General features: G+C 42.1%; 12 protein-coding genes. 5 read left to right on the top strand and 7 right to left on the bottom strand.

Features of this window, described 5'->3' with window-relative positions:
* Positions 1-5: 5 nt before the first annotated feature.
* From eno to AXW61_RS05690, 3 genes are read right to left on the bottom strand one after another with little or no spacing between them, the layout of a single operon-like run.
* Positions 6-1,295, bottom strand: a complete 1,290-nt coding sequence (eno, locus tag AXW61_RS05700) for a phosphopyruvate hydratase (RefSeq protein ID WP_062033141.1) — start codon at positions 1,293-1,295, stop codon at positions 6-8.
* Between the two features lie 60 nt (positions 1,296-1,355).
* The gene (gene kdsA, locus AXW61_RS05695) at positions 1,356-2,213 is read right to left on the bottom strand and encodes a 3-deoxy-8-phosphooctulonate synthase (protein ID WP_062033138.1); all 858 of its coding nucleotides are present in this window, start codon (positions 2,211-2,213) and stop codon (positions 1,356-1,358) included.
* A 31-nt stretch (positions 2,214-2,244) separates the two neighbouring features.
* Positions 2,245-3,885: a CTP synthase gene (locus AXW61_RS05690; RefSeq protein ID WP_004696627.1), complete on the bottom strand. Its 1,641-nt coding sequence runs from the start codon at positions 3,883-3,885 to the stop codon at positions 2,245-2,247.
* A gap of 226 nt (positions 3,886-4,111) precedes the next feature.
* On the opposite strand from AXW61_RS05690, the gene AXW61_RS05685 reads away from it, so the two are divergent.
* A complete protein-coding gene (locus AXW61_RS05685; RefSeq protein WP_062033136.1) occupies positions 4,112-4,513 on the top strand; it encodes a hypothetical protein in 402 nt (133 codons plus the stop codon).
* Positions 4,514-4,580: 67 nt separating this feature from the next.
* On the opposite strand, the gene AXW61_RS05680 is transcribed toward AXW61_RS05685, so the two are convergent.
* Positions 4,581-5,462, bottom strand: a complete 882-nt coding sequence (locus AXW61_RS05680) for a LysR family transcriptional regulator (protein ID WP_062033133.1) — start codon at positions 5,460-5,462, stop codon at positions 4,581-4,583.
* Between the two features lie 110 nt (positions 5,463-5,572).
* Between AXW61_RS05680 and dkgB the strand changes: the two genes are divergently transcribed.
* Together dkgB and AXW61_RS05670 are read left to right on the top strand one after the other, a co-directional pair.
* The gene (gene dkgB, locus AXW61_RS05675) at positions 5,573-6,379 is read left to right on the top strand and encodes a 2,5-didehydrogluconate reductase DkgB (RefSeq protein WP_062033131.1); all 807 of its coding nucleotides are present in this window, start codon (positions 5,573-5,575) and stop codon (positions 6,377-6,379) included.
* Between the two features lie 8 nt (positions 6,380-6,387).
* Positions 6,388-7,557, top strand: coding sequence for an MFS transporter (locus AXW61_RS05670; RefSeq protein ID WP_062033128.1), 1,170 nt, complete (start codon positions 6,388-6,390; stop codon positions 7,555-7,557).
* A 59-nt stretch (positions 7,558-7,616) separates the two neighbouring features.
* Here the strand turns inward: AXW61_RS05670 and AXW61_RS05665 are convergent, their stop codons facing one another.
* The 3 genes from AXW61_RS05665 to AXW61_RS05655 all read right to left on the bottom strand — a co-directional run bounded on the left by AXW61_RS05665 (position 7,617) and on the right by AXW61_RS05655 (position 11,424).
* Entirely contained in the window at positions 7,617-8,714 is a 1,098-nt protein-coding gene (locus tag AXW61_RS05665) for an alpha/beta fold hydrolase (protein ID WP_058951785.1), read from the bottom strand.
* Positions 8,715-8,794: 80 nt separating this feature from the next.
* Complete coding sequence (locus AXW61_RS05660) at positions 8,795-9,208, bottom strand: nuclear transport factor 2 family protein (RefSeq protein ID WP_004981883.1); 414 nt, start codon at positions 9,206-9,208, stop codon at positions 8,795-8,797.
* A 191-nt stretch (positions 9,209-9,399) separates the two neighbouring features.
* Positions 9,400-11,424, bottom strand: coding sequence for an NADPH-dependent 2,4-dienoyl-CoA reductase (locus AXW61_RS05655; protein ID WP_062033125.1), 2,025 nt, complete (start codon positions 11,422-11,424; stop codon positions 9,400-9,402).
* Positions 11,425-11,594: 170 nt separating this feature from the next.
* Here AXW61_RS05655 and AXW61_RS05650 point away from each other — a divergent pair, with 170 nt between their 5' ends.
* Together AXW61_RS05650 and AXW61_RS05645 are read left to right on the top strand one after the other, a co-directional pair.
* Entirely contained in the window at positions 11,595-12,134 is a 540-nt protein-coding gene (locus tag AXW61_RS05650) for a PadR family transcriptional regulator (RefSeq protein ID WP_062033212.1), read from the top strand.
* Between the two features lie 22 nt (positions 12,135-12,156).
* Entirely contained in the window at positions 12,157-13,068 is a 912-nt protein-coding gene (locus tag AXW61_RS05645; protein ID WP_062033123.1) for an alpha/beta hydrolase, read from the top strand.

Here is a 13,068-nt window from a genome sequence, read left to right as displayed (position 1 = left end):
GTCGCTTAGTTTAAACCTTTAAACTCAGCTTTACCGCGGTAAGCAGCATTTGTCAATTCTTCAATACGAAGCAATTGGTTGTATTTCGCTACACGGTCAGAACGACAAAGTGAACCTGTCTTGATTTGACCAGCAGCAGTACCCACCGCAAGATCTGCAATCGTAGAATCTTCAGTTTCACCCGAACGGTGTGAAATCACTGTAGAGTAACCATTTTCTTTCGCAAGATAGATTGCATCTAGAGTTTCCGTCAACGTACCAATTTGGTTGTACTTGATTAAGATAGAGTTACCTACTTTCTCATTAATACCACGTTGAAGGATTTTCGGGTTTGTAACGAACAAGTCATCACCCACCAACTGGATTTTGTCGCCTAGGATAGATGTCAAGTAAGACCAACCTTCCCAATCCGACTCATCTAAACCATCTTCAATTGAGATAATTGGATATTGGTTTACAAGGCCCGCCAAATAGTCAGAGAACTGGTTGCTTGTGAATGCTTTATTGCCTTCACCAGCAAGGATGTACTGACCATTTTTGTAAAATTCTGAAGATGCACAGTCAAGCGCAAGCATAATATCAGAACCCGCTTTGTAGCCCGTTTGACCAATCGCTTCAAGAATAACCGTGATTGCTTCTTCGTTTGAACGTAAGTTCGGCGCAAAACCACCCTCATCACCTACAGCAGTGTTTAAACCCTTTTTGTTTAAAACTGACTTAAGAGAATGGAAGATTTCAGCACCCGCACGTAGTGCTTCAGAGAATGACGTGAAGCCTACAGGCTCAATCATAAACTCTTGAATATCAACATTGTTGTCTGCATGCGAACCACCATTGATGATGTTCATCATTGGTACAGGCATAGTCAAAATAGTTTGACCACGTAAGTCTGCAATGTATTGGAAAAGAGGAATTTTCTTTTCATCAGCAGCAGCACGTGCAGCAGCTAGTGATACAGCTAAAGTTGCATTCGCACCCAATTTTTCTTTGTTTTCAGTACCATCAAGTTCGATCATCGTGTTATCGATGTCTTTTTGTTCAAATACTGATTTGCCCACTAAAGCATCACGGATAATCGTGTTTACGTTGTTAACCGCAGTTTTAACACCTTTACCCAAATAGCGTGCTTTGTCACCATCACGAAGTTCTAAAGCTTCACGAGAACCAGTTGAAGCACCAGATGGTGCACATGCACGGCTAACTACGCCAGATGCTAAGATTACGTCTGCTTCGATGGTTGGGTTACCACGAGAGTCCAAAATTTCACGTGCACGAATGTCAACGATTTGGCTCATGAACAATTCCTCAGTTGATTAATAACGAGATGCTTTAGATGGCATCAATGAGTTTATAATTTAGTGTGTATCTAGCTTTTTGAAACCTTTAACCAAGGTGTCCAATTCTTTTAGCTGCGCCAAGAAAGGCTCAAGTTGAGACATACGCAACGCGCATGGTCCATCACACTTGGCTTTTTCTGGGTCTGGATGCGCTTCTAAGAATAAACCTGCTAGACCTGTTGCCATTCCCGCGCGAGCAAGTGTCGTGATTTGCGCACGGCGACCGCCCGCAGAATCTGCACGACCACCCGGAGTTTGAAGCGCATGGGTTACATCAAAGAACACAGGGATATTCATTTCTTTCATGATGTCGAAACCCAACATGTCTACAACCAAATTGTTGTAACCAAATGCCGAACCACGTTCACAAATAATGAGCTTGTCATTCCCTGCCTCTAAACACTTATGCAAAATATGGCGCATTTCATGAGGTGCAAGGAATTGTGCTTTTTTGATGTTAATGATGGCATCCGTTTTGGCCATCGCTTCAACCAAATCCGTCTGACGACTTAGAAAAGCAGGAAGTTGAATAATATCCGCAACTTCCGCTACAGGTGCAGCTTGGTAAGGTTCATGTACATCAGTAATGATGGGTACATTAAAATGTTTTTTAATGTCAGCTAACCACTCAATCCCTTTTTCTAGGCCTGGTCCTCGAAACGAGTTCAAGCTTGAACGGTTGGCCTTATCAAAACTGGCTTTAAATACGTAAGGAATCTCCAAACGCTTGCAGATGTCGACATAGGTCTCTGCAATTTCAAAAGCCAAATCTTTAGACTCAAGTACGTTCATGCCGCCGAATAGTACAAATGGCAAGTGGTTTGCCATTTGTATATCGCCTAAACGTACAATTTCTTGTGGTTTTAATTGTGACATTTAAACTTCCTAGTTTATTGCTTAACCCAAATTACTTCGCTTTTTTGTACTGTGCTTTTGCAGCATCAATAAAACTAGCAAATAATGGGTGTCCATCACGTGGTGAACTTGTAAATTCCGGGTGGAATTGTACAGCAATAAACCAAGGATGTTGAGGAATTTCAACAGTTTCTACTAAGTGCTGTACAGGTGAATAGCCCGAAATTTTCATGCCTGCTTCTTCAAGTGCTGGAATAAAACGGTTATTCATCTCATAGCGGTGACGGTGACGTTCAATAATATCTGCTGAACCATACACTTCACGTGTTTTAGTCCCTTCAACCAATTCTGATTTTTGAGCGCCAAGACGCATCGTACCGCCAAGATCAGAGTCAACATTACGCTGTTGAACTTCACCACGCTCATCTAACCATTCAGTGATTAGACCAATCAATGGAGACTTCGTCGAACGGTTGAATTCAGTCGAACTCGCGTCACTAATACCCACGACATTACGTGCATATTCGATCACAGCCAACTGCATACCTAAACAGATACCCAAGAATGGAACACCGTTTTCACGTGCGAATTTAATCGCTTGCATTTTCCCTTCAGTACCACGTTCACCAAAACCACCCGGTACCAAGATTGCATCCATATCTTTCAATACTTCATTGACATCTTGGCTTTCAAGTTCTTCAGCATTGACATAGTCAATTTGAACTTTAACGCGATTTTGAATGCCCGCATGTAAAAGCGCTTCATTCACAGACTTATACGCATCTGGAAGTTCAACATACTTACCAACCATTGCAACACGAACCGTGTATTCAGGGTTTAGTAGCGCCTCTACAACATTGTCCCAATCTGTTAAATCAGCTTCAGGCAAGTCATTGAAACCAAAACGTTCACAGATTAAGTCGTCAACATTTTGCTCATAGAATGTACGCGGAATTTGGTAAATGCTGCGCGCATCTTTACACACCACAACTGCACGTGCTTCAACGTTTGTGAACAAGGCAATTTTACGGGTCGTGTCTGCATCAACATCATATTCAGTACGACAAATTAAAATGTCAGGCTGAATACCAATCGATAACAATTCTTTTACCGAGTGCTGAGTTGGTTTAGTTTTCAACTCTGCCGCAGATTTGATATATGGAAGCAAAGTTAAGTGCATAAGCATAGTGCGCTTATGACCTAGTTCAACCATAAGTTGACGTACAGATTCCATGAATGGGAGAGATTCGATGTCACCTACTGTACCGCCAATTTCAACAATCGCAACGTCATAACCTTCGCCTGCGCGAAGTACACGTTCTTTGATGTTGTCTGTAATATGTGGAATAACTTGAACAGTTCCACCAAGGTAGTCACCACGGCGTTCTTTATTTAAAACGTCTTGGTATACGCGACCAGAAGTAAAGTTATTTAACTTGGTCATTTTCGCACGACGCAAGAAACGTTCGTAATAACCCAAGTCTAAATCGGTTTCTGCACCATCCTCTGTGACAAAAACTTCACCATGTTGGAACGGGCTCATAGTCCCTGGATCGACATTAATGTATGGATCCATTTTTACCATGGTTACTTTTAATCCACGGGCTTCTAAAAGCGCAGCAACTGAAGCAGCTGAAATACCTTTACCTAGTGATGAAACTACACCACCAGTCACGAAAATAAAATGGGTCATTGGGTTTCTCGTACAATCGAGCCTAATTCGGCCTGCAATGTTGCGCAATTTTACTTTACCTTGTACCAATAAAGCAAAGTCAATCCGCATCAATTCATAGAACAATAAACAATTGGATATTCTATCAGCATTTGGCAGATAAAATTAAGCTAAGTTCATAGGATTTTCATCTTGCATTTTGCTGTTATAATGGGACGATCCTTCAAACACTCGATTTTATGTAATTATGAATAAAAAACTTTTAATTTGTGGCGCCATTGCAGCAGGCTTACTATTAACAGCATGTGTAAAGAAAGAAGCGCCTAAAGAAGATGAACAAGAACAAGTTGAAGTCGTCACTACAGAGCAACAACCAACTGTTGAACTGCAACCTTTAGCAGCGTCTGAGCCGGAGATTCCAGCGCAAGTTGAAGTGATTCGCGAAGAAACACCGAATACAACTACTGAGATCCGTCGTGAAACGCCAGCACCTGCTCCAGCAGCTCAGCCTGCACCTAAAGCAGAAGCACCAAAAGCTGAAGAAAAACCAACGCAAGCACGTCCAAGTAACACAAACCCAAATACACAAACTGAAGACGATGCCGTTGCAGCAGCCATTGCAGCAGCGACACCAGCTTTAGAAAACTAATTATCACTATTTAGATGATTAAAAAAACCCGATTGATATCGGGTTTTTTATTGCTGATTTATAAGTATTATTTTAATTTTTCTACAAGAAAATCAATAAATAAACGAATACGCTTTGGCACATAGTTCTGTTGATAGTAGACTGCATGTATTTTCTGCTCTTTGATCTGAATTTGGTCTTCCAACAAAGCAATAAACCGCCCATCTTGAATATCTTGCTCGACCATAAAACGTGACAAACACGCAATCCCTGCCCCTTGCAATGCCAACTGACGAACCGTTTCACCATTTGAGCATTTAATTTTGGCCTGAATAATTAAAGGCTCATCCTCCAACTGAATAGGCCACGTATTTAAATGTGCAGGCTGACTAAAACCAAGCAAAGTATGTGAGCTTAATTCTGCTGCATTTTTAGGTAGACCATGTTTTTGCGCATAAACAGGACTAGCCACAATATATAACCGACTTTTACAAAGCAGCTTGGCATGTAAGCTGGAATCCGCTAACTCACCAAACCGAATCGCGACATCGGTTTTATGTTCAAGTAAGTCTATGACCTGATCGTGATTGGTAATTTCTATATCAATTTTTGGATAGCGTTGCATAAACTCTTCAATCAACGGCACTATCACATGCAGCACAAAAGGCGTTGCTGAATCAATCCGAATTAAACCAGACGCCTCAGTATCATTATTTTGCAGACTTTCTTCAGCTTCGGTCAGATCGAGTAAAATTTTACGTGCCTTTGTCAAAAACTGCTGCCCTTCATAGGTCAGCTTGAGCTTCCGTGTCGTTCGCTCCAGCAAAGTCACATTCAACTTTGACTCTAAACGTTGCAAGGCACGGCTGACACCCGATGTAGTTTGATCCAACTGCTGCGCAGCTTTGACGATAGAACCACTATCAACAATGCTCACAAAAGCCATTAATTCTTCTATAGTTGATTTCATGCGTAATTGTTGATTAATAGTCAATAATATTTTGCAAATTACCCAGTTTTTAAGCAAGTCTTTTTTCTACAAAATAGTCTCATTCCATAAAACAAGTTATCAAGCAAAAAATGAATATCGTTCCTCAATTCGGCCTAGGCACTTTCCGTTTAACAGGTGACACTGTCATTGAGTCTGTGAAAACTGCACTAGAAGTCGGTTATCGTGCGGTCGATACTGCTCAAATCTATGGTAATGAAGCCGAAGTTGGTCAAGCCATTGAACTCAGTGGTATCAATCGTCAAGATCTGTTTCTCACCACAAAAATCTGGACGGAAAATTATTCAGCAGAAAAATTGATTCCAAGCTTAAAAGAAAGTTTGCATAAACTAAAAACCGATACCGTGAATCTAACCTTGATCCACTGGCCTGCCCCAAGTACAGGTGTGAACATTACAGAACTCATGCAGAACTTATTGGAGGCAAAACAACAAGGTTTGACTGAGAACATTGGTATTTCTAACTTCAATATTGAGCTGACTCAACAGGCGATTGAGAGTATTGGGCTGGAAAACATCGCAACCAACCAAATTGAACTCAGTCCTTACCTACAAAACCATCAACTGGTTGATTTCCTCCAAGCGCAAAACATTGATGTCACTTCATATATGACACTGGCTTACGGTAAGGTTTTGAATGATCCTGTTTTAATGCACATCGCGCAGCAACATCAGGTATCAACTGCACAAATTAGCTTGGCTTGGGCATTACAACGTGGTTTTGCAGTCATACCTTCTTCAACCAAACGTGAACACTTGATGTCCAACTTAAAGGCGCAAGAGATTCAACTGTCGACTGAAGAAATGATGGCAATTACGCAATTAGACCGAAATCAACGTGAAGTTAGTCCTGAGGGATTAGCACCGATGTGGGATTGAGCATCGCTATGAAAATTAATTTTCCACTTTTGGCACTTGCAGTGGGTGCTTTTGCCATTGGAACCACCGAGTTTTCACCCATGGGCTTTTTGCCTGAAATTGCCAACGATTTGTCCGTTTCAATTCCACAAGCCGGACTGCTGATTAGTGCCTATGCAGTAGGTGTCATGATTGGGGCTCCGCTCATGACCTTATGGCTGGCACGCTTTCCTAAGAAAACCGCTTTAATCCTATTGATGGCTATTTTCACGATTGGGAATGTGTTGGCGACCGTTGCACCTGATTATATGAGCTTAATGGGTGCACGTTTAATTACCAGTTTAAACCATGGTGCATTCTTTGGCTTAGGTTCGGTGGTGGCGGCCAGTGTTGTGCCTAAAGATAAACAAGCCAGTGCGGTCGCCATGATGTTTATGGGTCTCACCATTGCCAATATTGGCGGTGTGCCACTTGCAACGTGGCTCAGTCAAAATACCAGTTGGCGCATGGCTTTTGCTGCGATTTCAATCTTAGGCATTATGACCATATTGGCACTATGGAAAGCACTCCCACAAGATCACGATGTGGTTAAACCGAATGTAGCAAAAGAATTACGTGTTTTAACACGTGCGCCTGTCGTCCTTGCTTTATTAACCACGGTCATGAGCGCGGGCGCAATGTTTGCGTTATATACCTACATTGCACCGAGCCTACATGTATTTATGCAGGCATCACCGCAAACCATCACCTTAATGTTGGTTTTAATCGGGATTGGTTTCTCCATTGGTAATCATTTGGGTGGAAAGTTTGCCGATCTATCCCTAGAGAAAACCCTGATAGGCTTCCTTATACTTTTAATGGTGATGATGCTTGTTTTCCCAGTATTAGCGCAAACAACCGTTGGTGCAGCGATTGGCTTAGTGATTTGGGGTACGGCAGCATTTGCGGTAGTACCACCACTGCAAATGCGCGTCATGTCAGTTGCAGCAGATGCGCCTGGTCTCGCCTCTTCCGTTAACATTGGCGCGTTTAACTTAGGCAATGCCTTAGGTGCCTTTGCAGGAGCAACCGTATTAAGTATGCAACTCAGCTATGCAGCGGTTTCATATGCAGGTGCCGCACTCAGCTTTATGGCCTTAATCTTGGTTTTACTGCAGATGAAGTTCGGTCTCAGCAAGAAAGCTTGTGAAGCCGTTTAAGCCTTACACGACTAAACCAATCAAAAAAAGACCTACACTGCTGTAGGTCTTTTTTATACTTAGTGTTTTTGTTGTTCCAATTTCAAAAAGTCCGCAATCAGCTTGGTTGCCCAAGACTCGGTATTGAGTGCCCCTTCATAGAAGCCACAATGGCTGCCTTTTTTGGTGGTCACAACGGCAATATTCGGCATTTGACGGATCATGTCTTTATACGGTTCAAAATTTTTAATGTGACAAACGGGATCATCCTCTGCATTTAAAATCAGCAATGGAATGGTGACATTTTCAAATACATAGATTGGGTTTGTGGCTTGGTTATAACTGTCATAGTCCACATAACCCGCCATTTCATAATAACTCGACTCAAACTCAGCCAAGGTTTTGGTCATTAAAACTTGCGACACAGACGCTGTTTGTTGCCACGTTTGCTGGTAGGGAAAAATAAATTTCTTAAACAGTTTCTTGGTCATGACCTTACTGTAAAAGGGATGCACATTTACAAAACCCAACTCCGTGTTATAACCCGGACACAGGGCAAAGGCCGCCTTAAAAGGTGTTTGACTCCCTTCTTCACCTAAGTAACGCACCAAAAGCCCCGTTCCCGCAGAAGAGCCTACCGCATACAACGTTGAACTTGGAAATGTGCTTTGAATAAACGCAATTTGTTCACGTAAATCATCGGTTGAACCGAAAAGATTCATTTTGGGTACAGGCATTGGAAGGTCTGCATGTCCACGGCGTAAGCACAGTGCAACGCGCCAACCCGTATAGCGATTTAAGTCACGCACCACCTCACGCATACTTTCAGGAGAGCCTGTAATCGTATGCATAACCACAACCGTTGGCGTCGCTTCAGGCAAGTCATAACCAAACCACATAATGCCAGTGACCCCACCGTCTTGCATCTCTAACTGATCAAAATGATCGTATTCCAATTGAATCCGACGCTTACGAATCACATCAAAATACAAAAGATGAGCATGCGTGTTGGATAACCACGGCGTTGGTCGGTACTTTTCTTGAAGCTGTGTAAGCGCCCCAACAGTCTCTTGAATTTGCCCTTTCGGGTTAATATAGAGCTTCGGTTGTTCCGCACCAGTCACTCGATCCCACGCCGTTTGGCTTAATTGGTTTAGCAAACTGAACACAGCATTCATATCAGTACCTTCTTTTTCCTATCTTTCTTGGTGATGCATCAATTTTCGTGCCTAACTATAAATAACAAGTCACACGTTTATCATCCAGCTTGAGGTGCAAAAGCTGCCATTCGCTGTCCCATTTGTACAGCTAAGGCCTCTAGCCCAGATTTAGGACGGATCATCACTTCAAAATCTACAATTTGACCTTGCTCATTAAAACGAATCATGTCAATCCCTTTGAGCTTTTTTTCGCCGACATTGGCAGAAAACTCAAGGACGACACTTAAACCATCTTCTGTAAAAAATTCACGGTGGTAAGTAAAGTTTTCAAAAACCTGAATCACATTACTTAAAATAAAAAAAACCACTTGCTTACCCGGATAAGGATTAAATGCCACCGGTGAACGGAACACGACATCTTCTGCTAAAAGCTCATTTAAGATGCTCATATCACGAGTCGTGACCATATCATGCCAGCGTACCAAGGCTTGTTTTGTTGTTGCTAAACTCATTCTTATGTCCTTATGAAAGTGAATCCACTCAAATCTGCAATAAAAGCACCTTCTCTTACACCACATACGTTTCATGGAAAAGGCTACACGAGGGAAAAGATAATATTTTAGAAAATATCTCTCCCAAACCCTCTCCGTATAGGAGAGGGAGCTTTATTACAAAATTTAAGCGGATAAATGATTGTTATCGATTAAATGGTCGCAGCCAGTTCCGCACCTTGACGAATCGCACGCTTCGCATCCAACTCACCTGCTTCTTTCGCACCACCAATCAAATGCACATTTTTACCATCGGCTTTTAACTGGTCGTACATTGCAGTATAAGACTCTTGTCCTGCACAGATAATCACGTGATCAACCTCTAAAACCGTTGGCTGATCATTCACTGTAATGTGGAGACCTTGATCATCAATTTTGTCGTAGCTTGCACCTGCAATCATTTTTACATCGCGATGTTTTAGTCCCGTACGGTGAATCCAACCCGTGGTTTTACCTAAGCTTGCACCGACTGCCTTCGCTTTACGCTGTAGAAGGTAAATTTCACGATCTGACTGCTCCAAGACTGGCTGTTTTAAGCCGCCGACATGTGCATAGCTAGTGTCGATTCCCCACTCATCATAGAATTTTTGTGGGTTTAAACTACCGCTTTCACCTTCATGGCTTAAGTATTCTGCTGTATCGAAACCAATACCGCCCGCACCAATAATCGCAACTTTTTTACCTACAGGCTTACGCTCACGTAGAACTTCGATATAGCTCAACACTTTCGGGTGATCAATCCCTTCTATAGTCAGCTCACGTGGAGTAACGCCTGTTGCAACCACGATGTCATCATAGTTCTCAGCACTCAGTTCTTCATAAGTTGCGGTATGATTCAGCACCAATTTGATATTCGGTTGTAATTCAATTTTACGTTTGAAATAACGCAGTGTTTCGTAAAACTCTTCTTTACCAGGAATAGTCTTCGCAATATTAAACTGTCCACCAATCTGACTTGCTGCATCAAAAACAGTCACTTGATGTCCACGGTCAGCGGCATAAGTCGCAAAACTCAAACCTGCAGGCCCAGCACCAATAACCGCAATATTTTTCTTAGCCGCACTTTCTTTAAAAATCAGTTCAGTTTCATAACATGCACGCGGATTGACTAAACAGGTCGCAATTTGCATGGAGAAAATTTGATCTAAACAAGCTTGGTTACAACCAATACAAGTATTGATTTCATCACTACGGCCTTGTTCTGCTTTGAGTACAAACTCAGCATCTGCAAGCATTGGGCGTGCCATCGACACCATATCCGCATCACCCTGAGCCAAAACATGCTCAGCCATTTCAGGGGTATTAATACGGTTAGACGTCACTAAAGGAATCTTAACCGAACCTTTTAGCTTCTTGGTCACCCATGTAAATGCCGCACGTGGAACTTTGGTTGCAATCGTGGGAATACGCGCTTCATGCCAACCAATACCTGTGTTGATAATGGTTGCACCTGCCTTTTCAATTTCTTTGGCAAGCTGAATCACTTCTTCTAAAGTCGAACCACCTTCAACCAAATCCAGCATTGAAAGACGATAAATAATAATAAAGTTTTCACCAACTTCTGCACGAGTGCGTTTTACGATCTCAATCGGAAAGCGAATACGATTTTCATAGCTTCCACCCCATTCATCATCACGATGATTGGTACGTGCTGCGATAAATTCATTGATTAAGTAGCCTTCTGAACCCATGATTTCAACACCATCATAGCCAGCAACTTGTGACAATTTTGCACAATTCACAAAGTCCGCAATAGTCTGATTCACTTCAGCAGAAGTAAGAGCATGGGGTTTTACAGGGTTAATCGGCGCTTGAATTGCAGATGGTGCGACGTTTTCAGCCTGATAAGAATAACGCCCAGTATGTAAAATCTGTAATGCGATTTTACCGCCCGCATCATGTACGGCTTGTGTGATGACTTTATGCTTTTCCGCTTCTTCTAAAGTATCTAACTTAGAACCACCGTGAAAAGTCACACCATGATCATTCGGTGAAATACCCCCTGTTACGATTAGCCCTACACCGCCAGCGGCACGCTCTGCATAAAATGCCGCCATGCGATCATAACCACCTTCAACTTCTTCAAGTCCAACGTGCATAGATCCCATCAATACGCGGTTTTTTAATGTGGTAAAGCCTAAATCTAAAGGCGCAAGTAAATGCGGATAATTAGACATGTGTACTCCTTGGCGTGCTTTCGCTGGCTGGTATTTTTAAATACAAGGTTAGATCAAATTATTTAATGCAACAAGTTGCATAATGTTTATCTTTATAATCGAGATTTGTTTTTTATGCAACATGTTGCATAATGACTCTACGTCCATTTTATTTGCGAAATATTACCGAAATGTCATTAGCTCATGTTTTATTGACCAGTTTGATTGAAAAACCAAGCACAGGTATTGAGTTAGCGCGTCGTTTTGACCGTTCAATGGGCTTCTTTTGGAATGCTACACATCAACAGATATATAGAGAACTCAGCGCTATGCAAAGCAAAGGCTGGATTTCAACAGTAGAAGATGATGGTGCAACCTCGCGTAAAAAAACCTATCAGGCAGAACAGCTCGGACGTACAGAACTTGCCGACTGGCTGGTAAAACAAAGCCCACCTGCCCAGCTCCGTGAAGAACTGATGGTGAGACTGCGTGTTGAAGCTCAACTTGGCGGCAACACGGTTTTGCCTGAACTGGAACGACATCTCACCCTACACAAAGAAAAATTACAAATTTACCAAAGCATTTTTGCCAAAGACTTTGGTCATGCTGAAGAAAATGATCGCACCTTATATATTCATAAAATGATTTTACAACTTGGAATTAATTTAGAATGTGGTTGGATTGAGTGGCTAGAGACCATGATTCCAGCGCTTAAAAACTTCGAAAAATAATAAGCCACGCAAAGGATGGACCATGCCACATTATTTAATGCCAGATGGCGAAAAACTCTATGTTCGAGAATTTGGACAAGGCACACCTGTACTGGTTTTATCTGGCTTAGGGATGCAAAGTTGGCAATGGCTGCCTTTTTTATATCAACACCGTAAAAAGTACCGCTTTTACATTCCTGACTGGCGGGGTTTTGGTGGTTCAGCACAGTGCAAAATTCCCACACTGGATGCAATTTCCAGCCACTGGCAAGATTTAAACTGCTTTCTAAATCAATATGCTGATACAGCATTCCATGTGATTGCCTACTCTATGGGCGCCACGACAGCCATGCATGGTATGCAATATGGTCGCTTTCAAGACCATATCAGTAGCTATTTACACATTGACCAAACTCCCAAGATTAGCGTAGATGCAGACTGGCCACATGGTTTATTTGCTGAAAAGCATGCTGACTTCAAAGTCATCCTACAAAACATTGCAGACCTATTGGCCCAAAATGCACAGTATCGTTTGGTCTCAGACTTAACAGCGTCTATGCGTACAGAACTGGTTAAGCAATGGTTGGCTTTTATTCAACTACAAGCCACGCCATCTCGAACTGCGGCCTTATTTCAAAAAGCATTTCAACAGCCATACTTGCAAAAATTCATGCTCCCGATCCAGCGTTTAGACTATATGGCTTGGTATATTCAAAATTATCTTGATCATCAAGAAGACTATCGCAGTGCCCTCCGTCAGATTGACCGACCAGCTACATTTTTTATTGGTGAAGACTCTAAACTTTATCCTGCTCAAGGACAAAAGCTGATTGCCTCAAGTGTGCCGCATGCAAAAATGGTGATCTTTAAAAAATCTGGGCATACGCCTTTATTGAGTGAACCGCTCAAATTTTCCCAAGAAATTACACGTTTCCTTAATGCTACGGATGTTTGA

Origin of the sequence: Acinetobacter sp. BMW17, from assembly GCF_001592855.1 — a bacterium.
Lineage (GTDB): Bacteria > Pseudomonadota > Gammaproteobacteria > Pseudomonadales > Moraxellaceae > Acinetobacter > Acinetobacter johnsonii.
This window is presented reverse-complemented; position numbering and strand designations above follow the sequence as displayed.